Annotated in this window: 26 protein-coding genes; 8 read left to right on the top strand and 18 right to left on the bottom strand. The window is 36.7% G+C overall.

What is annotated here, in order from left to right:
* Positions 1-67 precede the first annotated feature (67 nt).
* Positions 68-1468, top strand: coding sequence for a M28 family metallopeptidase (locus AC0OM3_RS19665; protein WP_001232221.1), 1401 nt, complete (start codon positions 68-70; stop codon positions 1466-1468).
* 146 nt (positions 1469-1614) lie between these two features.
* Positions 1615-1989 carry a hypothetical protein gene (locus tag AC0OM3_RS19670; protein WP_000738221.1) on the top strand — a complete coding sequence of 125 codons (375 nt, stop codon included), beginning with the start codon at positions 1615-1617 and terminating at the stop codon, positions 1987-1989.
* A 26-nt stretch (positions 1990-2015) separates the two neighbouring features.
* Here the strand turns inward: AC0OM3_RS19670 and AC0OM3_RS19675 are convergent, their stop codons facing one another.
* The 5 genes from AC0OM3_RS19675 to AC0OM3_RS19695 all read right to left on the bottom strand — a co-directional run bounded on the left by AC0OM3_RS19675 (position 2016) and on the right by AC0OM3_RS19695 (position 5760).
* Positions 2016-2687, bottom strand: a complete 672-nt coding sequence (locus tag AC0OM3_RS19675) for a hypothetical protein (protein ID WP_000568891.1) — start codon at positions 2685-2687, stop codon at positions 2016-2018.
* Positions 2671-2985: a hypothetical protein gene (locus AC0OM3_RS19680; RefSeq protein ID WP_001206382.1), complete on the bottom strand. Its 315-nt coding sequence runs from the start codon at positions 2983-2985 to the stop codon at positions 2671-2673. The genes AC0OM3_RS19675 and AC0OM3_RS19680 overlap by 17 nt, the downstream gene beginning before the upstream one ends.
* Positions 2972-3499, bottom strand: a complete 528-nt coding sequence (locus AC0OM3_RS19685) for an RNA polymerase sigma factor (RefSeq protein WP_002164261.1) — start codon at positions 3497-3499, stop codon at positions 2972-2974. The genes AC0OM3_RS19680 and AC0OM3_RS19685 overlap by 14 nt, the downstream gene beginning before the upstream one ends.
* A gap of 153 nt (positions 3500-3652) precedes the next feature.
* Positions 3653-5323 carry an arginine--tRNA ligase gene (gene argS / locus AC0OM3_RS19690; RefSeq protein ID WP_001086444.1) on the bottom strand — a complete coding sequence of 557 codons (1671 nt, stop codon included), beginning with the start codon at positions 5321-5323 and terminating at the stop codon, positions 3653-3655.
* On the bottom strand, positions 5323-5760 hold the full coding sequence (locus tag AC0OM3_RS19695) for a YwiB family protein (protein WP_000414867.1): 438 nt from the start codon (positions 5758-5760) through the stop codon (positions 5323-5325). Before AC0OM3_RS19695 ends, argS begins: the two co-directional genes overlap by 1 nt.
* Before the next feature lie 202 nt (positions 5761-5962).
* Between AC0OM3_RS19695 and AC0OM3_RS19700 the strand changes: the two genes are divergently transcribed.
* The gene (locus tag AC0OM3_RS19700; RefSeq protein ID WP_074595000.1) at positions 5963-6949 is read left to right on the top strand and encodes a S66 family peptidase; all 987 of its coding nucleotides are present in this window, start codon (positions 5963-5965) and stop codon (positions 6947-6949) included.
* Between the two features lie 25 nt (positions 6950-6974).
* Here the strand turns inward: AC0OM3_RS19700 and AC0OM3_RS19705 are convergent, their stop codons facing one another.
* A complete protein-coding gene (locus AC0OM3_RS19705) occupies positions 6975-7337 on the bottom strand; it encodes a YxeA family protein (protein WP_000779931.1) in 363 nt (120 codons plus the stop codon).
* A gap of 233 nt (positions 7338-7570) precedes the next feature.
* On the opposite strand from AC0OM3_RS19705, the gene AC0OM3_RS19710 reads away from it, so the two are divergent.
* Entirely contained in the window at positions 7571-8608 is a 1038-nt protein-coding gene (locus AC0OM3_RS19710; RefSeq protein ID WP_474212771.1) for a PTS sugar transporter subunit IIC, read from the top strand.
* Positions 8609-8996: 388 nt separating this feature from the next.
* Here the strand turns inward: AC0OM3_RS19710 and speB are convergent, their stop codons facing one another.
* The 4 genes from speB to AC0OM3_RS19730 all read right to left on the bottom strand — a co-directional run bounded on the left by speB (position 8997) and on the right by AC0OM3_RS19730 (position 12676).
* The gene (gene speB / locus AC0OM3_RS19715) at positions 8997-9869 is read right to left on the bottom strand and encodes an agmatinase (protein WP_001209827.1); all 873 of its coding nucleotides are present in this window, start codon (positions 9867-9869) and stop codon (positions 8997-8999) included.
* Positions 9870-10085: 216 nt separating this feature from the next.
* Positions 10086-10913 carry a polyamine aminopropyltransferase gene (gene speE / locus AC0OM3_RS19720; protein WP_000424696.1) on the bottom strand — a complete coding sequence of 276 codons (828 nt, stop codon included), beginning with the start codon at positions 10911-10913 and terminating at the stop codon, positions 10086-10088.
* 186 nt (positions 10914-11099) lie between these two features.
* Complete coding sequence (locus AC0OM3_RS19725; protein ID WP_000444234.1) at positions 11100-12263, bottom strand: MFS transporter; 1164 nt, start codon at positions 12261-12263, stop codon at positions 11100-11102.
* 5 nt (positions 12264-12268) lie between these two features.
* Positions 12269-12676, bottom strand: a complete 408-nt coding sequence (locus tag AC0OM3_RS19730; protein ID WP_000276560.1) for a MerR family transcriptional regulator — start codon at positions 12674-12676, stop codon at positions 12269-12271.
* Between the two features lie 152 nt (positions 12677-12828).
* On the opposite strand from AC0OM3_RS19730, the gene AC0OM3_RS19735 reads away from it, so the two are divergent.
* The gene (locus AC0OM3_RS19735; protein ID WP_000595028.1) at positions 12829-13554 is read left to right on the top strand and encodes a glycerophosphodiester phosphodiesterase; all 726 of its coding nucleotides are present in this window, start codon (positions 12829-12831) and stop codon (positions 13552-13554) included.
* Between the two features lie 101 nt (positions 13555-13655).
* Positions 13656-15707, top strand: a complete 2052-nt coding sequence (locus AC0OM3_RS19740; RefSeq protein ID WP_000372968.1) for a transglycosylase domain-containing protein — start codon at positions 13656-13658, stop codon at positions 15705-15707.
* Positions 15708-15741: 34 nt separating this feature from the next.
* Here AC0OM3_RS19740 and AC0OM3_RS19745 read toward each other — a convergent pair whose 3' ends face one another.
* Entirely contained in the window at positions 15742-16251 is a 510-nt protein-coding gene (locus AC0OM3_RS19745; RefSeq protein WP_000136678.1) for a YwhD family protein, read from the bottom strand.
* 25 nt (positions 16252-16276) lie between these two features.
* Positions 16277-16951, bottom strand: a complete 675-nt coding sequence (locus tag AC0OM3_RS19750) for a site-2 protease family protein (RefSeq protein WP_000372452.1) — start codon at positions 16949-16951, stop codon at positions 16277-16279.
* 112 nt (positions 16952-17063) lie between these two features.
* Between AC0OM3_RS19750 and AC0OM3_RS19755 the strand changes: the two genes are divergently transcribed.
* The gene (locus AC0OM3_RS19755; RefSeq protein WP_001147171.1) at positions 17064-17249 is read left to right on the top strand and encodes a 2-hydroxymuconate tautomerase; all 186 of its coding nucleotides are present in this window, start codon (positions 17064-17066) and stop codon (positions 17247-17249) included.
* A 39-nt stretch (positions 17250-17288) separates the two neighbouring features.
* Here AC0OM3_RS19755 and AC0OM3_RS19760 read toward each other — a convergent pair whose 3' ends face one another.
* From AC0OM3_RS19760 to AC0OM3_RS19785, 6 genes are all read right to left on the bottom strand, one after another.
* Positions 17289-18593, bottom strand: a complete 1305-nt coding sequence (locus tag AC0OM3_RS19760; protein WP_000262742.1) for an HD domain-containing protein — start codon at positions 18591-18593, stop codon at positions 17289-17291.
* Between the two features lie 145 nt (positions 18594-18738).
* Positions 18739-19677 carry an ABC transporter substrate-binding protein gene (locus AC0OM3_RS19765; RefSeq protein WP_000787724.1) on the bottom strand — a complete coding sequence of 313 codons (939 nt, stop codon included), beginning with the start codon at positions 19675-19677 and terminating at the stop codon, positions 18739-18741.
* 190 nt (positions 19678-19867) lie between these two features.
* Positions 19868-20680, bottom strand: a complete 813-nt coding sequence (locus AC0OM3_RS19770; protein ID WP_000212068.1) for an ABC transporter ATP-binding protein — start codon at positions 20678-20680, stop codon at positions 19868-19870.
* 15 nt (positions 20681-20695) lie between these two features.
* On the bottom strand, positions 20696-21712 hold the full coding sequence (locus tag AC0OM3_RS19775; protein WP_061884804.1) for a FecCD family ABC transporter permease: 1017 nt from the start codon (positions 21710-21712) through the stop codon (positions 20696-20698).
* The gene (locus AC0OM3_RS19780; protein ID WP_000388294.1) at positions 21709-22764 is read right to left on the bottom strand and encodes a FecCD family ABC transporter permease; all 1056 of its coding nucleotides are present in this window, start codon (positions 22762-22764) and stop codon (positions 21709-21711) included. Before AC0OM3_RS19780 ends, AC0OM3_RS19775 begins: the two co-directional genes overlap by 4 nt.
* Before the next feature lie 312 nt (positions 22765-23076).
* The gene (locus tag AC0OM3_RS19785) at positions 23077-23301 is read right to left on the bottom strand and encodes a YuzB family protein (RefSeq protein ID WP_000526079.1); all 225 of its coding nucleotides are present in this window, start codon (positions 23299-23301) and stop codon (positions 23077-23079) included.
* 284 nt (positions 23302-23585) lie between these two features.
* On the opposite strand from AC0OM3_RS19785, the gene AC0OM3_RS19790 reads away from it, so the two are divergent.
* The gene (locus AC0OM3_RS19790) at positions 23586-24272 is read left to right on the top strand and encodes an RsfA family transcriptional regulator (RefSeq protein ID WP_000868368.1); all 687 of its coding nucleotides are present in this window, start codon (positions 23586-23588) and stop codon (positions 24270-24272) included.
* Positions 24273-24388 lie beyond the last annotated feature (116 nt).

A 24388-nucleotide genomic window follows, 5' to 3' on the forward strand; every position in this document is an offset into this window, starting at 1 on the left:
GTAAAATAAAGTCATTATCCGTCTTCTTTTGTCAGTCAGAGAGAATAGAAGAATAGGAGAGGAAAAAATGAGAAAATCATTGAAACAAAAAATAGTAAGCTCTTTGCTTGCTGTATCACTCGCTGTTAGCTTAGCTCCAATCGGGCAAGCGAAAGCGGATTCCACGTCAGAGGTTACACAAACTCCATCTATTACAAAACAGATTGATCCAAACCGCGCGATTGAACATGTTCGTTTCTTGTCTGAAACAATTGGTCCTCGCCCCGGTGGGACAAAATCTGAAGAATGGGCTTCTCGTTACATTGGTATGCAGCTTAAATCAATGGGCTATGACGTAGAATATCAACCATTTCAGGTGCCCGATCAATACGTTGGATTCATTGAATCACCACTATCAACAAAACGTACTTGGCAAGCTGGTGCTTCTCCTAATGCACTAATTTCTACAGAAGCTGTTACAGCTCCCCTTATCTTTGTTCAAGGTGGGACAAAATTAGAAGATATTCCAAATGAAGTAAACGGTAAAATTGTTTTATTTGAAAGAGGAACGACAGTTACAGACTATAATAAACAAGTTGAAAATGCTATTAGCAAAGGTGCAAAAGGTGTTCTTTTATACAGTTTAATTGGCGGACGCGGAAATTATGGACAAACCTTCAATCCCCGCCTAACGAAAAAGCAATCTATCCCTGTCTTTGGTCTTGCTTATGCACAAGGAAATGCATTTAAAGAAGAAATCGCTAAAAAAGGGACAACAATTCTTTCCCTAAAAGCGAGACATGAATCTAAATTAACATCTCTAAATGTTATCGCCAAAAAGAAACCAAAAAAGAGTACAGGTAATGAAAAAGCAGTCGTTGTAAGCTCGCACTATGATAGTGTTGTCGGAGCACCTGGCGCAAATGATAATGCTTCTGGAACTGGATTAGTATTAGAACTAGCTCGTGCTTTTCAAAATGTAGAAACTGATAAAGAAATTCGCTTTATTACCTTTGGTTCTGAAGAAACTGGATTACTTGGTTCGGATTATTACGTGAATAGTCTATCCCCAAAAGAACGCGACCGTATTTTAGGTGTCTTTAACGCCGACATGGTTGCAACAAATTATGATAAAGCAAAGAATTTATACGCTATGACACCTGATGGCTCTACAAACTTTGTAACAGACGCTGCCTTGCAAGCAGGTAAACAACTAAATAATGAACTCGTCCTACAAGGTAAATTCGGTTCTAGTGATCATGTTCCATTTGCTGAAGCTGGTATTCCTGCTGCTCTATTCATTTGGATGGGTGTCGATAGTTGGAATCCATTAATCTATCATATTGAGAAGGTATACCATACACCTCAAGATAACGTATTAGAAAACATTTCGCCTGAACGAATGAGAATGGCATTAGACGTTATCGGAACAGGAGTTTATAACTCGCTTCAAAAACCTGTTCCTCAAACTGAACAGAAAGCTGCTTAATCATTTAAAAGACCACTGATTTTATCAGTGGTCTTTTATTGAGAAAAAATATATATGCATAAAAGCATATTTTATCCTACCCATTATCGTATACAATATTAATTGTAACAAAAACGATTACAACTAATAAGGAGGCTTTTTCTATTATGAAAAAAATGATTTTAGCAGGTGCATTAACTTTAGCAGGAATTACTGGAGCTACTGCGTTTATCCCTGAAACAAAAGTCGCTGCTGCCGCTCAAGAACAAAGCTTTACAAAATTTTATTCTTTGCAAACTGGAGGTAGTTCTGAACAAGAACCTATTTTCCTTCAAAAAGGACAAGAACTAACAATTCATCCTAACAGCAAAACTCCTAGTTACAGTGTTTATGACTCAAATCATAACCTTATTGGACGTTATTCTGATGGTTACGGCCGAATTTTCACTGCAAAAACAGATGGAAATATGTATGTTCAATTTCATGCACCTTACGTTTACTATAGTCCTGTTAGTTTTTCTGTTACTTATACTATTCAATAGAAAAGAGGTCCTTTATAGGACCCCTTTTATTTCTCTTCCCAATTCACTTTTACAAATCCATCTTTTACTTTTAATCCGCTTATATTCAATACATATTCTTCATTTGCTTTTAAAGTAACTGTAAAAGTACCTTTTTTCGATTCACAAATTTCCTTTAACTCTTTTATACCTTCTCCTTGTCTTTCATACACACTAAAACATAAGTTCCCTCGTTTTGCATCTGTCTCATAAGAAAATGTCACTTCTGTATCCTTTTCATATTGAAATTTAATATCCTTACCGGCAATATCCCATGATGAGAATTTTGCCTCGTAACTTGTTTTCCCTTGCTTCTCATTTTCTAAATATATATCTCCTGCTCTCCACGCATCATCTAACGTTTGTGCAAAAGTAAAACCACTAAGTAATACAAACATTGTACTTGCCAATATCGCAACTAATGTTACTTTCTGTTTTTTAACAAAATTCACCTTACATTCTCCTTCAACCTTCTTTTTACTTCTTCTTACCATATATAATAAAAATCCAATAAAGAATGGCAATATAACTGCTAAAATACTCCATCCTTTGCTCATTTGATGTGCTTTAGCATCTGTATATACCCATGATGCAACACATATTAAAAGTGCTATAAAAGCCAAAAACATTGTAATTCCAGCTATCTCAAATACTACAAATGGATTAGCGAACTCTATCATGTAATTTATACTCCTTCTTTAAAAATGACTGTATTACAACATATATCGGAATGTATACGTGCATCATAATCAAACTTGCTATCAGCATAGGAGTTTTATGATCCAAATGAGTGATAAATTGTTCTATAACAATTGTTAACAAAACAATCCAAATGGCATGAATACTAATTAGCCACCTCTTCTCTAACTTCTGAGCCTTTCGCACACCCTGCTTCGTGTTATTGATTAGCTCTTCGCTTGGAATTATCTCTCCTGCTAAACTGCTCTTTATTTTCTGTTCAAGTTTATCTTCCCTCATGAACGAACCCCTCCAAATGTTCTCGCATTTTCTTTTTCCCATAATTAAGCCGATACTTTACCGTACCAATTGGTATATTTAATATTTCACTCATTTCCTTGTAAGAATATTGTTCATAGTAATAGAGTACGAGTACCGTTTTATATTTTTCATTTAATAACTGTATAACTTCCCGTATCATTTCGGCTTCTACCTTTTGAATGATTTCCTCTGATATATTCACATCATCTACAAACTCTACTTCTCCACCACCTTCTTTATGAAATAAATCTAATACGCGATTTTTCCATCTTTTCTTCTTGCGGTAAAAGTCATAAAATGTACGAACGCAAATTGTAGTAATCCACTTTTTATAATTATCCACATAAGAAAGTTGGTGCCTTGATGAAAAAACCTTTATCCACGTCTCTTGAAAAATATCTTCCGCATCTTCTTTCGTTTTCGCTAATTTATAGCATAAGGAATATATTTGCTTCTTATATATATCAATTAATTCTTCTATCTTTTCTTCCATCATAAGCCTCCTAACATTTACATAAGACGACGCAAATTCCCCTTTTGTTTGATAAAATTTTATTTTTTTTATTATCTCCACATAAAAAGGCAATCACAACATCGTGTGATTGCCTTTTATTTAAAAACGAAAGCCCGCTTCCGCTTTTCTTCATTACATTTTTTCTGGTGCAGATACTCCTACGATTGCTAATGCATTTTGAAGTGTAGTGCGTACTGCTTTCATTAACTCGTAACGAGCTTTACTTAATTCTAAGTTATCTTGGTTTAATACTTTTTCCGCATTGTAGAAGCTGTGTAATGTTGCTGCTAATTCAAATGCATAGTTTGTAATACGGTGTGGCAGACGTTTTTGTGCTGCATCCGCAACTACAGCTGGGAATTCACCAAGTTTTTTCAGTAACTCTACTTCTTTCTCAGAAGTAACAAGTTTATAGTTCACATCTCCATCTGCAGCTAATCCTAATTCTTCGCCTTGACGAAGGATACTGCATACGCGAGCATGAGCATATTGTGCATAGTATACTGGGTTTTCATTAGATTTTGATACCGCTAAGTCCATATCAAAGTCTAAATGAGAGTCACCGCTACGCATTGCGAAGAAGTAACGCATTGCGTCCACGCCTACTTCTTCCATAAGCTCACGAAGTGTAACTGCTTTACCCGTACGCTTACTCATCTTCATTTTTTCACCGTTTTGATACAGTTGTACCATTTGGATGATTTCTACTTCAAGCGTGTCTTTATCGTAACCAAGTGCTTGAATAGCAGCCTTCATACGAGGAATGTAACCGTGGTGGTCAGCACCCCAAATGTTGATTAACTTATCAAAACCACGCTCTAATTTATCACGGTGATAAGCGATATCTGGCGTTAAGTATGTGTAAGAACCGTCGTTTTTAATTAATACACGGTTTTTATCGTCACCGTAAGTCATTGAACGGAACCAAGTTGCTCCATCTTCTTCAAAGATCTCTTCGCGCTCTTTTAATACGGCAAGAGCTTGATCGATTTTTCCGTTTTTGTATAGTGATGTTTCTGAGAACCATACATCAAATTTAACACGGAAGCTTTCTAAGTCTTTTTGAAGTTTTGCTAATTCATATTTTAAACCGTACTCACGGTAGAATTCATAGCTTTCTTTTTCATCAGCTTTCGCATAACGATCGCCGAATTCTTCAGCTAAACGTTTACCGATTCCAATGATATCCGCACCATGGTAACCGTCTTCTGGCATTTCTTTATCTAAGCCTAAAGCTTGCATGTAACGAGCTTCAACAGAAAGAGCTAAGTTATGAATTTGGTTACCAGCATCATTAATGTAGTACTCACGAGATACATCATAGCCTGCTTTTGCTAATAGGTTACATAAAGTGTCACCTACTGCCGCACCACGTGCATGTCCTAAGTGAAGGTCACCTGTTGGATTCGCAGATACGAACTCAACTTGTACTTTTTCACCTTTACCAGTATTCGTTTCACCGTAAGCTTCACCAGCGTTTACGATTGTTGGAATTAAATCTGTTAAATAGCTATTATCCATATAGAAGTTAATAAAACCAGGACCAGCGATTTCGATTTTTTCAATAGAAGCTTTTGCTTTATCAAAGTTTGCAACTAGTTCTTCTGCAATCATTCGAGGTGCTTTTTTTGCAACGCGTGCAAGTTGCATTGCCATATTTGTAGAGAAGTCACCATTTGTTTTATCTTTTGGAGATTCTAATACAACGTTTGGAATCTGTTCTTCTGTCGCTAATTCTGCCTTTAATACAGCAGCCTGAATTTCTTCTTTAATCAATCCTTTTACCTGTTCTAAGGAATTCATTATTTTGCCTCCTTCAAATTAATTGTAATAGTATATCTGCCAGCTTCTTGTTCACTTAGAAGCAATGCGTAAGTTAAGAAGAGTTGTCCTTTTTTCTTTTCATCCGACCATTTAAAAAGAACGTTATCAGTCTTTGTTTGCAATGCAAACGTACCAAGTTCACTCGTATACGTACCAGTTGTCCATTCACCTTTCACATGCGTCTGACGCATAGAAACAGCACCTGAACGCATAATGAGAACTTGTTCATCTTGAATTTTAATAATTGTTTTCACTTCGCCTTGTTCGTTCGGCTCCTGGAATGTTACATATGTACCTTGACCTTTTACATAGTATTGACCATTTGCTTCAAAAGCAACGGTTTCCTTCCTCGCCCCTTCACGGATTTCTGTTACGAAATGAACGTGTACCGGCAAGCCTGCAAGTTGTTTCTCCACGTCTTGCACACCTTTCAAATGTTATAGATATTAAATACTACTTATAATAAATCACTTTTCCTATCATATCAAAAAAAGACTCTGTCTGTCTGCTGAAAAATCAGGAAAACTCCATTTCAAAAAATAATTCACTTATACTTTATTTCATATGATAAAATGTTTTTTAAATCTAAATATTCTTTTAATTATAGAGGTGAATTTAGTGATACCAACAAAATTAATAAAAGGCGATGAAATACGAGTGATTTCCCCATCGTGTAGTTTAAGTATTGTTTCAAATGAAAATAGAAAACTTGCTATAAAAAGATTAACTGACATGGGCTTTCAAGTTACATTCTCAAAATATGCCGATGAGATAGATCGATTTGCTTCCTCTTCTACTTCTTCCCGCATTCAAGACCTCCATGAAGCATTTGGAGATCCTAATGTAAAAGCTATTTTGACTACACTTGGCGGATACAACTCAAATGGTTTATTAAAACATCTCGATTACGATTTAATTCGTGAAAACCCGAAATTTTTCTGTGGTTATTCTGATATTACTGCCTTAAATAATGCAATTTACGCAAAAACAGGACTTGTTACATATTCAGGACCCCATTTCTCTTCATTTGGAATGGAGAAAGGACTCGAGTATACAGCCGATTACTTTTTACAATGCTTAACCGCTAATGAGCCTATTGAAATCGTTCCGGCTGAAACGTGGAGCGATGATTCTTGGTATATAGATCAGGAAAATCGAGAATTTATTAAAAATGAAGGATACGTTTCAATTCATGAAGGAGAAGCTACGGGAGATATTATCGGTGGCAATATGAGCACATTTAACTTACTGCAAGGTACACCATATATACCAAATTTAAAGGACAAAATTTTATTTATTGAAGAAGATAGTTTAACTGGAACATCTACTCTTAAAACTTTTGATCGTTATTTACATTCCCTTATGCAGCAGCAAGATTTTGAATACATAAAGGGAATCGTTATAGGAAAGATGCAAAAAGGTGCAGAATGTACGATAGAAGACATTCAAGAAATGATTGCTTCAAAACCTGAACTTGCACATATTCCTATCATTGCAAACGCAAGTTTCGGGCATACAACTCCGATTTTCACTTTCCCAATTGGTGGAAGTGCAAAAATTATTTCTAACAAAGAAAAGACATCTATCACTATTTTAACGCACTAAAGAAGGAGCGAATGAGTCGCTCCTTTTATGGTTTTTCTATTTTTTCCAACGCTTTTTGCGGTATTGACTCTTTCGTTATTTCAGCCCATCCTTTTCCTTGCATACCTTTTGCATAAATTTTTATAAAAGCACCTGCATGCAATTCACGATTTACCATTCTTTTAATAATTTGTTGCTTTCCGTCCTCTGTATACCCTTTAAATGTATACAAATATTCACCGTCTTTTTTCTCACCTTTATCTACAACCGCATAATAATCTTGTATTTCTTTATTTGAAAAGAAGTTGTCTACAAAAGCATGTACACCTTCTGTTTTTGTGTTTAAATAATACGCTGTTCCACCTAGAATAATGGCGAATACAGCTAAAACTTTAATTACCAATTTCATACATGAACCTCCTGTTTGCACTTCTTTCTCGCTAGTATTATATCTATACTTGTATTATACGGAAAAGAGCATACTATACTCTATCTAAAAGTCTTACACTTTCCTTACATTATTGTAAGGGATTTTTTCTTACAGCAAGTTCCCAAGAAAAAATTTTTCCGTTTCATACACTTTTATATTATTATTGAATGATACGAATTTTTATTACAAAAATCAAAGGAGACAGTTTTCAAATGGCTATCTTGCAAGGTTTAGCACTATTACTCGTTGTACTTTGTCTATTTACACTTTTCAGTTACCGCGCGCCTTACGGAATGAAGGCGATGGGCGCTTTAGCTAATGCAGCAATTGCAAGTTTTCTTATTGAAGCATTTCACCGTTATATAGGTGGAGAAATGTTTCATAATGACTTTTTACAATCAGTAGGAGAAGCTTCCGGTAGTATGAGCGGTGTCGCAGCAGCGATTTTAGTCGCATTAGCAATCGGTGTTTCCCCCGTATACGCTGTTTTAATTGGTATCGCTACTAGTGGATTCGGTATTTTACCAGGATTTTTCGCTGGATACGTTTGTGCCTTCGTCGTGAAATTTCTCGAAAAGAAATTACCAGCTGGTGTGGAATTTTTAGCAATCCTATTTATCGCTGCACCAATCTCACGCGGAATGGCAATGTTTATGGATCCGCTCGTTAACGCAACACTCGGTAAAATCGGTTCTATGATTTCAGTTGCAACTACAGAAAGTCCTATCATTATGGGTATTATGCTTGGTGGATTAATAACAGTTATTTCTACCTCTCCACTGAGTTCTATGGCACTAACTGCAATGCTTGGATTAACAGGTTTACCAATGGCAATTGCTAGTCTGGCCGTTGCAGCCTCAGCCCCGATGAACTTTATTTTCTTTAAACGATTAAAAATTTGTTCAAAGAAAGATACAATTGCTGTAGCAATCGAGCCTTTAACACAAGCCGATGTTGTCTCAGCAAATCCAATTCCAATCTATATGACAAATTTCGTTGGCGGTGCACTTGCTGGTATTATTACATCGCTATTCCAGCTTGTTAATAATGCACCTGGAACAGCATCACCAATTCCAGGTCTTCTTGTCCTATTCGGATTTAATGACGTTATAAAAGTAACGATTGCTGCCGTACTATGCGGAATCGTTACCACTATTGTCGGATACATCGGATCTATTGTTTTCCGTAAATATCCGATCCGCTCTGCTGATGAAATTCGCGGCATTGCTTCAGAAGAGAAAGTTGCATAAGAAAAAGAGCTATTCCCATCATTTGAGAATAGCTCTTTTTTATGTTGCATAACGGTAAATGAAATTATATCGGCGATTTTTTAAATATATCGACTTACCGACACATAACGACAAAATAAAAGCCCTCTAATCATATAGAGGGCTTTTACTTTATCTAGCTGCAGCGGCTAGAATCTCTGGCCATTTCACACTCTCGGCCTGCGCCAAAAGTGCTTCTCGATCGAGCGTTCCAATGACCTGCGATTCTGAGCGAGCTGCCTCCGCTTTTATTACTATCCAGTTACGCCTCCTAGACCATTGCGTCTAAGAACCTTCCCTGCCAAAAGGTAAAAAGCACCTTTTGCAGGAAAGAACCTTAGCCACCGGGTCTAAACAGTCGGCTTCACTTTTATTTCACCCAACCGAGCAGCATTTCCCGCACGAATTTGCTTGCTGCGACTGGTGTTTGATCACTATGGTCGTAGACTGGAGCTACTTCTACTAAGTCTGCTCCAACTACATTTATATTTGAATTTGCAATTGCTACGATGGAATCTAATAATTCTTTAGATGTGATACCGCCAGCTTCTAACGTTCCTGTTCCTGGAGCGTGAGCTGGGTCTAATACATCAATGTCGATTGTGACATAGACTGGGCGTCCTGCAAGTTTCGGTAATACTTCTTTTAACGGTTCTAATACGTCAAACTTGTATAAGTTCATACCCACTTCTTTCGCCCATTCAAATTCTTCCTTCATTCCAGAACGAATTCCGAAAGAATATACGTTTTCCGGACCAATTAAATCACACACTTTACGAATTGGTGTAGAGTGGGATAAAGGCTCCCCTTCATACGATTCACGTAAATCAGTATGAGCATCCATGTGGATGATTACTAAATCCGGATATTTTTTTGCCATTGCCTTAAAAATTGGCCAAGACACTAGGTGCTCACCGCCGAGACCTAGTGGAAACTTACCGGCATCTAAAAGTTTTGATACATATTCTTCAATCATGTCTAAGCTGCGTTGTGCATTTCCGAATGGTAATGGGATATCACCCGCATCAAAATATTTTACCTCTTCTAGTTCACGATCTAAATACGGACTATATTCTTCAAGACCGATTGATACTTCACGAATACGTGCAGGGCCAAAGCGAGATCCTGGACGGTAACTTACTGTCCAATCCATAGGCATCCCGTAAATAACTACCTCTGACTCTTCAAAACTTGGATGACTTTTAATAAATACTTTACCTGAATAAGCTTCATCAAAACGCATATTCTTTTCCTCCTTATGTGGAACTTAAGGTATCCCAACCTTTCATTATTTCTCAAATTTGGAGCGAGTTGCTCCTCTTTCTCGATTTACCGGGTCTTCTGTTTCATACAAGAAGACAATTTTCTTTACAGAAGTGTAAATAGCTAGCATGTTCAAGTCTTCTGGACAAACACCTTAAATGAGCTACTTACACTTTATTTGTTCGATACGATTCTCTTACTTAATTAGATCGCCAACAAATTTCGGTAATGCGAATGCTGCATTGTGTAATTCTTTTGTGTAGTATTTCGTTTCGATTTCGTGGAAACGCTCTTCACTTACTTCTAATGGATCATGTTTTTTAGATCCGATTGTGAATGTCCAAAGACCACTTGGATAAGTTGGAATATTCGCTGTGTATAAACGAGTAATTGGGAAAATCTCTTTTACATCTTTAAACACAGTTGTAATTAATTCTGGTGTAAACCACGGGTTGTCCGTTTGAGCAACGAAAATACCATCTTCTTTTAACGCTTTTGAAATTCCAGCATAGAAGCCTTTTGTAAATAGGTTTACTGCTGGTCCTACTGGCTCAGTAGAATCTACCATAATTACGTCATATTCATTTTCGCTTTCTGCGATATGTAGGAAACCGTCTCCTACTTTCACTTCTACACGCTCATTATCTAATGCGCCTGCAATTGATGGTAAGTATTGTTTAGAGTACTCAATTACTTTTCCATCGATTTCAACAAGAGTTGCTTTCTTTACGCTTGGGTGTTTTAACACTTCACGAATAACACCGCCATCACCGCCACCAACAACTAATACGTTTTCAGGGTTTGGATGTGTAAATAAAGGTACGTGCGCTACCATTTCATGGTAAACGAACTCATCTTTTTCTGTCGTCATAACCATGCCATCTAAAATAAGCATGTTTCCGAACTCTTCCGTTTCAACCATATCAAGTTTTTGGAATTCTGTTTGCTCCGTATGTAATGTGCGGTTAATACGCGCCGTAATCCCAAAATGTTTTGTTTGTTTTTCAGTGAACCATAGTTCCATCGTACAATCACGCCTTTCAATGCAAATTTATAATAGGGACATCATTAATGTCCCCTAACAAAAATAAAACAAAACATCCAAAATGTATAGTTAAAAGTACAAAAATACCGAAAATATATTTTAGTCAGAGGGTTCTAACATATGTGCAGAAAGGGTTTGCACCGTAAAAGGAAAGAAAACCCTTTCTTAAGAAAGGGCTTTTGTCTCAATTTCTACTGGTTTACGAATTGGAATTAGGATCATAATACAACCAACTAATACCACAATTCCACCTACTAAAAATGGACTTTGTGGTGAAACAGTATGACCGATAACTCCTGATAAAATCGGAGCAATTGCGCCCCCTAGCCAACGAACGAAGTTATAAACACCTGACGTAACAGATCTTTCATAAGGTGAAATATCCATTACATAACTTGTATATAATGCATTGTTTAAACCAGATGCCAATCCTGATAAAACGATAAGAGTAATTTGTAACCACATAATTTTCACAAAGAATAGTGCAATTAAGAAAATCGCAAATACAAGTAAACTACCCTTCAATAATGTTTTTGGTTCATATTTCCCTTCTAGCTTATGTGCTAAAATTGCAGAACCGTAAGCTAACGCGAGTCCCCATCCGCAAAATACAAAACCTAATTGAATAGCTGATAAATGCATAATAAGTGGTGAATATGCTAACACGACAAAAAATCCGTAGTAGTATAGCATCCCTGAAATGGCACCTTGCATAAATGGTTTATACTTCACCAGGTTAAGTAATTCCCCTACGCCAGCAGCCTTACGCTTCACTTTTCGCTCTGGTTCTTTTACAAAAAAGAATACTAAAATAAATGCTAAGAAAATTAAAATACTCGTCGCGAAAAACGGATAACGCCAAGAATGACCACCTAATATCCCGCCTAATAATGGTCCGCCAGCCATGCCTAAACCGATAGCTGCTTCGTATAATCCTACTGCTTCATGAACTTCTTTACTTAATGCTATTAACAGCGTCATTGCTGTAGCAAAAAACATCGCATTTCCTAATCCCCATCCAGCGCGGAAAAGAGATAATTGAGCAATCGTTTGCGATATACCACATATAAACGCAAATACAGTCACAATCGCAAGACCGATTGTCATCATCCGTTTATCACCAAATCTCGATGCAAATATACCAGCTGGTAACATCATGATTGCCATCGTTAAAATATAAGCGGTAAATAACATTTCAACTTGCCAATGTGTTGCACCAATTTTCTCTGCAATAATTGGCAAAATTGGGTCGACTACTCCTATACCCGAAAAGGCAAGGAAGGTAGCCACCACTGTAATCAATCTCCCTAGTTTTTGTTTGCTCTCCATTTTGATTACTCTCCTTTTGTGCTCTCTAAAAATGTTACTGCACGATGTAAACTATCTTCGAGTTCTGCCTTTACACGTTGCATTTGCTCCATTTTTTCGTCTAACGTTTGCACTTGTTTTTCAAGCATATCTTTAATTTCTTGAATCACTTCACGATCACGAGGGTTCTCGCTATTTCTCCTTTGCTCCATTCTTTCTTTTAGTGATAAGAAATGCTGCATTTCTTGAAGTGTGATTCCTAGCACTTCTTTCGCTTCTACAATTCTTTTAATTCTGGCAATATCCTCATCAGTATACAGACGAATATTTCCCTCACTACGTTCTGGGGGATGAATTAAACCAATTTCCTCATAATAACGAAGTGTACGTTTTGTTAAACCGACTTGCTTTGTTACTTCATCAATTTTATACATGTTTATTCCTCCCTTCACTTGATTATTACATTTTACGTTAACGTTAACTTTTCTGCAACTGTTAGACTTTTGTAAATGTTTGTCATATTCAATTGTATTTTCCCTAAAGCAGTTCCATAATGAAAGAAATGAGATAATAAGGAGAATTTCACATGATTAAACCACTTATTTTCGCTCATCGCGGAGTAAAAGGAACACATCCCGAAAATACGATGATTGCCTTCCAAGAAGCAGAACGCATTGGCGCTCACGGAATTGAACTCGATGTCCACTTATCAAAAGATGGTGAACTTGTCGTAATTCACGATGAAACCGTCGATCGCACAACAAATGGCGTTGGACTTGTTTCGGAAAAAACGGTGGAGGAACTACAATCATTGGACGCTGGTAGCTATAAAGACCCTTCTTTCCATGAAGCAAAAATCCCAACATTGCGCGAGGTTTTCATTTGGCTTTCCACAACGAACTTACAACTAAATATTGAATTAAAGACAGATGTTATTCATTACCCAAACATTGAGGAAAAAGCTGTCGCACTTGTGCGTGAATATCATCTTTCTAATCAAATTGTATTTTCATCATTTAACCATGACTCTGTTTCATTATTAGCAGAAATTGCTCCTGAAATCCCAAGAGCAATTTTATATGATACACCACTTGCTGATCCAATTGCCGAAGCAAAACATAGAGAAGCAAATGGATTACATCCAAACTTCCAGTTATTAACGAAAGAATTTGTGCAGTTAGCACAAGAGCAAGGGTATGTTTTCCGTCCATATACAATTAATGAATACAAAGATTTACAAACTATGATTGATTATGGTGTAGATGTCATCATTACCGATTGGCCAGCACGTGCCTTTGAGCTCCTTTCTTAATGGAAGGGGCTTTTTTATTTTCGAAATTTCATTGTTTAAAATAAACGAAAACCCTCAATACTAATACAATAACGCTTGTATTAATGAGGGGCTGAAAAAAGATGGATCAAACTATGAATCCAAAACTTAAAAAATATAAACGTCTTTTCTTCACCGCAATGTTTTCTTGCGTCCTTTTCTTCGTTTTTTCTTTTTTTGTTATTATTATAGTTGCAAAAATTATGGGACCTCCTCCTGTTGCGGTCCCGCAAACAAGCGTCTTTTACGCAAATGATGACACTGTTATAGGACAAAGTAATGAAATGCAAAAACGTTACAATGTATCTCTTAATGAAATTTCACCTTATGTAAAAGAGGCGACACTATCTATTGAAGATCAACGATTCTACAAACATCATGGCTTTGATATGAAACGTATTGCTGGTGCCATTGTTGCCGATTTAAAAGCGATGGCAAAAGTCCAAGGTGCTAGTACGATTACACAACAGTATGCTCGTAACCTTTACTTAGATCATGATAAAACGTGGAAACGTAAACTATTAGAAGCAATGTACACAATTCGCCTTGAGGTGAATTATAATAAAAATCATATTTTAGAAGGATATTTAAATACAATTTATTACGGACATGGCGCTTATGGCATCGAAGCTGCGTCCCGTCTATATTTCGATAAAACGGCAAAAGAGTTAACATTAGCAGAAGCTAGTATGCTCGCAGGTATCCCGAAAGGGCCAAGTGTCTATTCTCCCTTTTTGAAAGAGGATCGTGCGAAAGGACGACAAGCTCTCATATTAGATGAAATGGTAAAGCAAGGATATATTACGAAGCAACAAGCAGCCTTAGCGAAGAAAGAGCCACTAACTTTTGCCTCATTAGATACGAAAAAAGTAGCAGAGGTCGCACCATATTTCCAAGATGCTGTACAAGCTTCGCTCCTTCGTGATGTTGGATTAGACGAACAAGCTTTACAACGGGGTGGCTTGCGAATTTATACAACGCTAGACCCTAAACTACAAGCTGTAGCAGAACAAGCTGTAAAAGATCACATACCTGACACAACAAACATACAAACTGCTCTCGTCTCTATGAATCCAAAGACAGGTGAAGTGGCTGCTCTTGTTGGTGGAACTGATTATACTACGAGTCAATTTAACAGGGCTACACAAGCCATTCGTCAGCCTGGTTCTACATTTAAGCCATTTCTATATTATGCGGCATTAGAACGAGGATTCACGCCTGCTACACGCTTAAAAAGCGAATATACTGTATTCACCTTAGGTGACGGCGTTTCAAAGTATAAACCGAAGAACTATAAAGATTATTATGCAGATGATTTCGTAACGATGGCACAAGCTCTCGCAGTCTCTGATAACATTTATGCTGTGAAAACAAATTTGTTTTTAGGCGATGACGCGCTTGCAAAAACAGCGAAACAGTTTGGAATTACAAGTGCATTAAAAGATGTGCCTTCTCTAGCTCTCGGTACATCACCAGTAAAACCAATTGAAATGGTTAACGCTTATAGCATGTTCGCAAACGGTGGAAAAGAAGTAAAACCTACTTTCATTCGCCGCATTATGGATCATGAAGGAAATATATTATACGATGCTCATTTAGAGAGTAAACAAGTTCTCGACAAGAGCAAAGCGTTTGTAATGGAAGAAATGATGACTGGTATGTTTAATAAGAAACTAAGCAGCTATGCTGCTGTAACTGGTCAATCGATGTTATCCAAACTATCAAGAACATATGCCGGCAAATCTGGTTCTACTGAAACGGATAGTTGGATGATCGGATTTACTCCGCAAATCGTAACAGGTGTATGGGTCGGATACGATCAACCTAAATCTATTTCAAACGTAGCAGAACAAGGGTATGCGAAGAAAATATGGACTGATACGATGGAGAAGGGCTTAGATGGACAGCCTAAAAAAGAATTTAAACAACCAAGTGACGTCGTAGCGGTTAATATCAATCCAGAGAACGGTAAAATTGCTACAAAAAATTGTCCTATTTCTGTGAAAATGTATTTCGCTAAAGGTACCGAACCGACTGAATATTGTATGGATCACGTCGATGATAAAGAAGAATTTGAAAAAACGACTGAAGAAAAGAAAAAAACAAGTTGGTGGAAAAAATATCTTCCTTGGTAAAAAAAATAGCTGACGGGCACCCGTCAGCTATTTTTTATTCACTTAATAATGCACGGCGCAATTCTTCACTAGATTCGTTCCAAATCGCTTCATTATGTTCTTTTAAGAACGTACCAAGTACCTTTTTAGATGACTCGTCCATATGGTCAACCATAATGTGACGCTTCAATGATTTATCCATTTTATTTACGTGCTCTGGAAGTGATTTATATCCGCGGCGAATCTCACGGTCAACTGTCATTTCACAAGCTGTTACACCTGCGTAATACGCACCCGTTGCAGTTCTTTCAATCGTTACCCAAACAAGCCAAAACGGTTTTCCGTTTGGAACCTCATCTTTATTTGTTAAAAACTTAATACCTTTTTCTACTGTACTACGCGCATGCATCGCACCGATATCAACGAATGCAGTCTTCTCTAGTACATCAACAAATACAGGTGAAATGTTTTCTAAGCTTAATGCTCCAACACCAAATCCACCATGTCCATCTGTTGAATCATTTTTCACGATATTAAAACCGATTTTTTTCTTTTTCTCTGTCATATGTAAAATCCTCCTCACTTAAAAATTATAAAAGGCCAAAAATAGGCGCAATGACGCTATCTAAAAATACAAATACATGCGGAATAACTACCTGAAAAATAGGTTGAATTGTGTAATTACTAAGCGGTGTAATAACGAGAATTAATAACGCAATTGCCCCGTATTTTTCATACTGTGTCATTTTCGCGCGAATATTTGCTGGTGCTAAATCTTCCACTACGCGATACCCATCAAGTGGTGGGATCGGTAATAAGTTAAATACAAGTAAAACGATATTCAGCATAATAAAAATCTGGAAAAATTGAGCTAACGTATCTGCCACTGCAGATGGAATTGAGTATAATACACCAAATTTTAATAAGCTATACCAAATAATTAAACCAATTGCGCTTAAAATTAAGTTACTAATCGGCCCTGCAATTGAAACTAATATACCTGCAAGACGCGGTCTTTTAAAGTTATATGGGTTAACAGGAACCGGTCTTGCCCAACCGAATCCAAGAATTAATACTGCAATCAAACCTATAGGATCTAAGTGTGCCATCGGTGATAAAGTCAAACGGCCTTGTCTCTTTGCTGTATCGTCTCCAAATTTATATGCTACATATGCATGTGCAAATTCATGAACTGATAATGCGATAATAATGGCCATTGCTACCAAAGGAATTTGGTGCAACGGGTATCTAAATAACTGATCCATGCTTCATCTCCTCTTCCATATGTCAAAAAAAGAAATTATTTGTTTTTTCGATTGTTCTTCCCCATAATCCGCTATAATAAGAGTGTAACTTACATAAAAGGAGCGATTGTACATGCCATACGTAACAGTGAAAATGCTAGAAGGACGCACAGAAGAACAAAAGAAAGCTCTTGCTGAGAAAGTAACAGCAGCAGTAAGCGAAACAACTGGTGCTCCTGAAGAAAACATCGTTGTTTTCATCGAAGAAATGTCTAAAAACCATTATGCAGTTGGCGGAAAACGCTTAAGCGACAAATAATTTCAAGTTTTTTCATAAGAAGCAGCCATTAGCTGCTTCTTATTTCTTTCCTTCTAACAACTCAATAATTCTCTCTTTATATTTTCCTTTTCTTCCATCTTCATAGATTAAATCATGTGGATAGAATAGCTTTTGATCCGTTCTTTTCTTACCTGTAATCGCCTCAACAATATCCGACTCACGTGAAAGCTCTCTAAGCTCTCCGTTTGGCATAAGAAGTAGGATTGGTAGACGCTCTTCTTCTTCTCCTGCACGATAAAAGTCATACGGTAAGTCTGATGTTGAATCAACTACTAAATAATACTCCGGATCAAGTCCAATCTTTTTAAATAAACTACTTAATTCCATCCAATTATCTAAACCGTGTTTATCTGTAAACTCTACATATTTAAATAGATTTCGATTCATAAAACGGCGGCATAAATCGCTTAAAATTGGATCTTCTTCTTCCTGCCATACTTGGAAGTAGTAATACATAACGTTCTCGTCTAACTTTAAATAATCCTCTACTGTTACTTCTTCTTCAAATAAAGAATAGAAATGAACAGGATGATTTTTAAATGTATAATACTTCTCGTGCAGTGATTTCGCACGGTGTAAAATCTTCGTTAAAATAACTTCTGCACTTCGCGTTACCGGGTGGAAATATACTTGCCAATACATTTGATAACGACTCATAATGTAATGCTCAACAGCATGCATACCACTATTTTTAATGACTACTTGATTCCCATACGGACGCATTACACGCAGTATACGTTCCATATCGAAGTTTCCGTACTTTACGCCTGTAAAATAAGCATCTCTTAATAAATAATCCATACGATCCGCATCAATTTGGCTCGAAATCATACTAATCGCTAATTTATTAGTAGACGTTTTTGCAATTACATCTGCTACCTTTTGTGGAAACTCCTTATCAACACGACTTAATACATCATTAATCTCCGTATTGCCAACGATAATCTTTTGCGTAAATTTCTCATGATCTAATGAAAATACTTTTTCAAACGAGTGAGAAAATGGGCCGTGGCCGACATCATGAAGTAATGCCGCACATAAACATAACAATCTATCTTCAGCATTCCAATTTGGTCTGCCATCAAACACATCATCAATCATACGACGAATAATTTCGTATACACCTAACGAATGAGTAAAGCGACTATGCTCTGCACCGTGAAATGTAAAAAATGTCGTTCCAAGCTGCTTAATACGGCGCAAGCGTTGAAATTCTTTCGTTCCGATTAAATCCCAAATAACACGATCACGCACGTGCACATATTTATGTACTGGGTCTTTAAACACTTTTGTTTCGCTGAGTTTGTCGTTTAAATATACCACTTTCCGACATCCCCCTTTCTTTACTACATTCTTACTTTATATTATAAACGAAATGAGAAACAGAAAGAAATGAAAGACTATATTAATTCCCTTTATAAAAAGAAAAAATCACCTTTACCGAAGTAAAAGTGATTTCCTTTATACATTATTTACCTAAAACGAATTCAGCAACTTCGTCTAAGATCATATCTTTCCCTAGTGGGAAGTAACCTTTGTTTAAGTCTTCATTTTTAATTGTAAATACGTGGTTATTTTTAACAGCGTTCATGTTTTTCCAAATTGATTCTTCTTGGAATTCTTTTAAGCGCTGAGAACCGTCACCAGTTGTAAATACGAATAAGTAATCTGGGTTGTAATCGATTAAAGCTTCTTTTTGTACTTGTACTAACGGTTTATCAGTTGGTGTACCTTTAACTGCTGGTAGTTTTAAATCATTAAAGATTACGCTACCGTAACCGTAATCACCATATACGCGGAAAGCATTTGGATATGCAGCCATTTTCATAAATGTTGCTTCACCAGTTTTAGCGACGATTTTGTCATGTAATTTGCTTGCTTTTTCATCATACTTTTTGAACCATTCTTTTGTTTCTTTTTCTTTACCGAAGATTTGACCTACTTCTTCGAATTTTGGACGCCATTGATCTAATGGAGTGTTTAACATAACTGTTGGTGCAATTTTAGATAATTGGTCATAAATCTTTTCTTGACGATTATTTACAAGAATTAAATCTGGTTTTGCAGCAGCTACTGCTTCGATGTTAATTTTATCGCCCCAAGCAGAACCAACTGGTTTAACATCTTTTAGTTTCTTTTCAATATGTGCATCAATTTTTTCTTGAGATGTATTAGCAGTAATAACCGGTTTCATACCGAAAATTAATAATTCTTCTGTTGAACCACTAAGGTCAGCAATTTTCTTTGGGTTTGCAGGAATTTTAATTTCCCCTTTTGCATGTTTTACAGTGCGCTCTTCAGTCTTTGCATCTGCTTTCTTTTCTTCTTCTTTGTTAGAACAAGCTGCAAATAGTACAGAAGTCACAACTAGTACCATTGCTAATAGTGCCATTTTAAAATTCTTCATGTTCCCACTCCTTCTAGCTGTATTTATCTTATAAGTTACAATGAACTATAAGAAACAAAGATAACAATTAATCAATATATGTTTATTAATTGTTGTTAATAACCCATTCTAACGGGCGTTCAACTTCCCATTCTTATATAAGAAGCTCAACGTCCATTAGAAGTCCCCCTCTTCACGAGGGGGGTTCTACTTATGCTTTTTTACGCAATTGATTACTAATCATCGCTAAATCATATGTTAAACAAATTGGCTTACAGTTTACTGGGCATGGAACGATTTGAGCTTCAATCTCAAATACGTTACGAAGTGTTTCACTTGTCATAACTTCATCTGGCGTTCCTTGTTTCATTAACTTACCTGCTTTTAATGCAATCATATGATCTGAGAAACGAGAAGCGTGGTTTAAGTCATGGATAACCATAACAATCGTTCTACCTTCTTCTTCATTTAACTTTTTCAATAAGTTTAATACTTCTAATTGATGGGCCATATCTAAGTACGTTGTCGGTTCATCTAATACGAGTAATTCTGTCCCTTGTGCAAGAGCCATTGCGATCCACACACGTTGACGTTGACCACCTGATAGCGCTTCTGCTGGACGATTCGCAAATTCTTTCATTCCTGTCACTTCAAGTGCCCAGTTAATGTAGCGATAATCCTCTTCTTTCAGCGTGCCAAACCCTTTTTGATGAGGGAATCTTCCATATGACACAAGCTCAAATACAGTAAGACCCGTTGGCACTTCTGCAGTTTGTGGTAAAATCGCCATTTTCTTTGCAATTTCTTTCGTTGGCTGTTTCTCAATTGCTTTTCCGTCAAGATAAACAGTACCTTGCTTTGCCTTCAAAATACGAGACGCCGTTTTTAATAATGTGGACTTCCCACAACCATTTGGTCCAATAATTGTTGTAATTTTGCCTTCCGGAATTTCAACTGTTAATCCATCAATAATTAAACCTTCATTATAGCCAACAGATACCGCATCCACCGCTAAAGTTGCCATACGAAAAGCCTCCCTTTATTTTGTCCTCATAAGTAAATAAATGAAATACGGTGCACCAATTACAGAAATAACAAGACCGACTGGTATTTCTGAAGTTGTTAGTACACTTCTTGAAATTACGTCTGCGAATAAAAGTAAAAACGTTCCTATTAGCGCAGCTGTGGGCAACATAATTTGATGTTTACCACCAACAAGGCGCCTTGCTAAATGCGGGGCCATTAAACCGATAAAGCCAATTCCGCCGGCAACAGCAACAGATGCACCTGCTAAACAAACTGCAATAAATAATAATTTACGTCTTTCTTTTTCTACGTTTACACCAAGGCCAACTGCTGTAGAATCGCCTAGGTTCATTACATTTAATATGTGTGCTTTACTTATAGCAAGCGGTAAGAAAATAACCATCCATGGAAGTACACTTAATACAAATTTCCAATCTGTACCCCACAGACTTCCCGCTAGCCAAATCGTAGCAAAACGAAAATCGTTAGATGTCATCTTCATAGAGAAAATTAAACTAACAGCTCCAAATCCAGCTGCAACGGCAATACCGACAAGTATTAATCGAGTCGATGAAACGCCATCTTTCCATGCTAGTAAATAAATAATTACCGCTGCTAATATCGCTCCAACTAGTGCGAAGAATGGAAGAATGAATACAGATAAAAATGTACCAGTCCCTACTTTCCCGAAGAAGAAGTAGACGAATATAACAACTGTTAATCCCGCTCCAGCATTAATACCTATAATACCTGGATCAGCAAGCGGATTTCGCGATAAACCTTGCAAAATCGCACCTGACATAGCTAAGGCAGATCCGACTAGTATAGCAATTACCATACGCGGCATACGGAATTCAAATAAAATAACAGACTGATCTTCAGCCCCTAGTCCAACCAATGACTTTAATACGTCCATTGGCGGGATTTTAAAAGTTCCTGTATTTAAACTAATAAGAAATATAGAAATGATTAGTCCTACTAAAATCGTTAATATAGAAATGTTCTTTTTTGTTAAGACACTCGTCCTCACATCTTTCCTCTCCCTTCATTACGTGCTAAGTAGAGGAAGAATGGAACCCCAATTAGCGCTGTAATTGCTCCAATTGGCGTTTCAAATGGTGGGTTAATAACGCGAGATAACATATCTGCACATTCAATTAACAGCCCGCCTAAGACCGCAGAACATGGAATAACCCATCTATAGTCCGAGCCTACGAGGAAACGAGTCATATGCGGGATTACAAGACCGACAAATCCAACTGATCCTGCCATGGAAACTGCAGAACCCGTTAAAACAAGAACAAGTACTGTTCCGATAAATTTAATCAATGTCGTATTTTGACCAAGTCCAATTGCAATTTCTTCACCGAAGCTCAAAATTGTAATATATCTCGACATCATAATTGCGATAAAAAGACAAACAAGGCCAATTGGTACTAACATATTAATACTTTGCCATTTCACTCCAGCAACTCCGCCTGCATTCCACATGCTCACCTCTTGGGCAAGATTGAAATACAATGCGATTCCAGATGAAATTGCCCCTAATAAAGCACTAATAGCTGCACCTGCTAAAGCTAATTTCACAGGTGTTAATCCACCTGGTGAAGAAGACCCAATTCCATATACAATGCTTGCACCAAACGCAGCTCCAATAAAAGATGCGATTACAAACATTAAATAAGGTGAATTAGGGAAAAATGCATACATAATTGCAATTCCAAATACAGCCCCATCTGTAATCCCCATTAATGATGGTGAAGCAAGTGGATTTCGCGTCATACCTTGCATAATTGCTCCTGATACCGCTAAAAAGGCACCTGCTACTACGCCCCCTATTGCTCTAGGCATGCGAAGCTCTTGAATTACGTTATGATGTGTAATAGATCCATCAAACTGAAATACAGCTTGCCATACAGTCTTTAAACTAATATCTGCAGCCCCAAAAGAAATAGAAACTGCCATGCTTAAAGCTAACAAAATTGTACCCGCTACTAAAATAATAGAAGCGATGAGCGGTCTGCTCTTAATCTCTTTAACATTCTCTTCTTGCTGTTCTATACTGCTTGCACTCGCTTCCATCCCTCAACCATCCTAACCAACAACATATATTTATTAAAATGAAATTTATTCTCAAATAGTAATAAAAAAATTAGGTGAATTGTTATTTTCCTGATAATGATTCTCAGAATCAGACACTTCTATTCTACCTATCGCTTTAAAAGACTGTCAACCATTATTTTGAAATATAAATTTATATAAATTGGAATTTTAATACAAAAATTATGTCCATCCTTTAGAAAACGTTCGTACACACAAGATTACTTTTGCAGAATAAACCATTCCTCTTATGGGCATAAAAAAAGAAGAGTAATCTTTTCACTCTTCTTTTTCTTACTTATTTAACTTTGCTTCAATTTTTACGATTAACTCATCTTCTGTTGGAGCCGCAACTGGACGGTTATTTACAAATGCGAATGATTTTTTACGACCAGGACCACAGTAAGACTGACATCCAACTTCAATCGTTGCACATGAATCTACTTTTTTTAACTTCGGAACTAACGTTTTAACGTTCGTTGCCTGACAGTCATCGCACACGCGAAACTCGTTTCCCATTACATAACACTTCCTCTATTTTAAACTTTTCTCAAGTACATTTAAAAATAAACACTAAATGGTATTTTACCGCTCTTTGAAGCTCGTTGCAAGTTTCCCTACAAAGCCTATTCTCTACATAATGCTACATATTTATATGCTCTCCTACAGAAGCGCTCACCATTCATGGGAAAATTTTTACCTTTCATCGAAATCTACCATATTTTTAAAAGCTTTGTATAAAAGTTTATTTTTTTGCCCATTATAAAAATAGGAAGTTCATAAAAAGAAAGGGAGTTGAATCTATGAAAGTAAGACAAGATGCTTGGACAGATGAGGATGATTTATTACTTGCTGAAACGGTACTTCGTCATGTTAGAGAAGGAAGTACACAATTAAATGCATTTGAGGAAGTAGGGGATCAGTTAAATCGTACATCTGCTGCTTGTGGTTTCCGCTGGAATGCTGTCGTTCGCTATAGCTATGAACAAGCTCTTCAACTAGCAAAAAAACATCGTAAAGATAAAATGCGTGCTGCAAGCGGTGAACAAGCGAAAAAACGTTTACTTTATACACCACCAGTTTCAGATTCGATAACTAATTATGAAGAGTTAGTACAAGAAGATTCAATCGTACAATATAAAGAAGCTATTCCATATCAAGAATCTACTGCTGCAAGAAGCTCTATGACAATGCAAGATGTTATTTATTTTTTACAAACAGTCGGATCTTCAAATATAAAAGTGACAGCTCTTGAAAACGAGAATACGAGATTGAAACAAGAAATTAAAGCACAAATTCTTAGGAATGAGGAACTAGAAAAGAAACTAGAAAAATTAGAAAAGCAATCTCATACTGTACAAGAAGATTACGAAACACTTATGAACATTATGAACCGAGCTCGTAAATTGGCAGTCATGGATGATGAAGAACGTTCTCAAACATCTTTCCGAATGGACCGAAACGGTAATTTAGAAAAAATTGCAGAATAAAAAGGATGCATGTAATGCATCCTTTTTATTATTTCACCTCTAAGCTCCCCTTTATATGTGAGAAAACTCCATTCTTCATTTTTTGCTATAATAGAGATTGTCATTTTAAAGATAAG

It is taken from the genome of Bacillus sp. FAU20 (assembly GCF_056033865.1).

What these genes read in the sequence shown, in the direction of transcription:
- AC0OM3_RS19685 (WP_002164261.1), bottom strand. Translation starts at nt 3,499, where the DNA reads ATGGAAGAAAAGATAGAAGAATTAATTGATATATATAAGAAGCAAATA.
- speE (WP_000424696.1), bottom strand. Translation starts at nt 10,913, where the DNA reads ATGGAACTATGGTTCACTGAAAAACAAACAAAACATTTTGGGATTACG.
- AC0OM3_RS19730 (WP_000276560.1), bottom strand. Translation starts at nt 12,676, where the DNA reads ATGTATAAAATTGATGAAGTAACAAAGCAAGTCGGTTTAACAAAACGT.
- AC0OM3_RS19790 (WP_000868368.1), top strand. Translation starts at nt 23,586, where the DNA reads ATGAAAGTAAGACAAGATGCTTGGACAGATGAGGATGATTTATTACTT.
- AC0OM3_RS19780 (WP_000388294.1), bottom strand. Translation starts at nt 22,764, where the DNA reads ATGGAAGCGAGTGCAAGCAGTATAGAACAGCAAGAAGAGAATGTTAAA.
- argS (WP_001086444.1), bottom strand. Translation starts at nt 5,323, where the DNA reads ATGAATTCCTTAGAACAGGTAAAAGGATTGATTAAAGAAGAAATTCAG.
- AC0OM3_RS19710 (WP_474212771.1), top strand. Translation starts at nt 7,571, where the DNA reads ATGGCTATCTTGCAAGGTTTAGCACTATTACTCGTTGTACTTTGTCTA.
- AC0OM3_RS19705 (WP_000779931.1), bottom strand. Translation starts at nt 7,337, where the DNA reads ATGAAATTGGTAATTAAAGTTTTAGCTGTATTCGCCATTATTCTAGGT.
- AC0OM3_RS19750 (WP_000372452.1), bottom strand. Translation starts at nt 16,951, where the DNA reads ATGGATCAGTTATTTAGATACCCGTTGCACCAAATTCCTTTGGTAGCA.
- AC0OM3_RS19735 (WP_000595028.1), top strand. Translation starts at nt 12,829, where the DNA reads ATGATTAAACCACTTATTTTCGCTCATCGCGGAGTAAAAGGAACACAT.
- AC0OM3_RS19740 (WP_000372968.1), top strand. Translation starts at nt 13,656, where the DNA reads ATGGATCAAACTATGAATCCAAAACTTAAAAAATATAAACGTCTTTTC.
- AC0OM3_RS19725 (WP_000444234.1), bottom strand. Translation starts at nt 12,263, where the DNA reads ATGGAGAGCAAACAAAAACTAGGGAGATTGATTACAGTGGTGGCTACC.
- AC0OM3_RS19670 (WP_000738221.1), top strand. Translation starts at nt 1,615, where the DNA reads ATGAAAAAAATGATTTTAGCAGGTGCATTAACTTTAGCAGGAATTACT.
- AC0OM3_RS19745 (WP_000136678.1), bottom strand. Translation starts at nt 16,251, where the DNA reads ATGACAGAGAAAAAGAAAAAAATCGGTTTTAATATCGTGAAAAATGAT.
- speB (WP_001209827.1), bottom strand. Translation starts at nt 9,869, where the DNA reads ATGCGTTTTGATGAAGCTTATTCAGGTAAAGTATTTATTAAAAGTCAT.
- AC0OM3_RS19785 (WP_000526079.1), bottom strand. Translation starts at nt 23,301, where the DNA reads ATGGGAAACGAGTTTCGCGTGTGCGATGACTGTCAGGCAACGAACGTT.
- AC0OM3_RS19680 (WP_001206382.1), bottom strand. Translation starts at nt 2,985, where the DNA reads ATGAGGGAAGATAAACTTGAACAGAAAATAAAGAGCAGTTTAGCAGGA.
- AC0OM3_RS19665 (WP_001232221.1), top strand. Translation starts at nt 68, where the DNA reads ATGAGAAAATCATTGAAACAAAAAATAGTAAGCTCTTTGCTTGCTGTA.
- AC0OM3_RS19675 (WP_000568891.1), bottom strand. Translation starts at nt 2,687, where the DNA reads ATGATAGAGTTCGCTAATCCATTTGTAGTATTTGAGATAGCTGGAATT.
- AC0OM3_RS19765 (WP_000787724.1), bottom strand. Translation starts at nt 19,677, where the DNA reads ATGAAGAATTTTAAAATGGCACTATTAGCAATGGTACTAGTTGTGACT.
- AC0OM3_RS19755 (WP_001147171.1), top strand. Translation starts at nt 17,064, where the DNA reads ATGCCATACGTAACAGTGAAAATGCTAGAAGGACGCACAGAAGAACAA.
- AC0OM3_RS19770 (WP_000212068.1), bottom strand. Translation starts at nt 20,680, where the DNA reads ATGGCAACTTTAGCGGTGGATGCGGTATCTGTTGGCTATAATGAAGGT.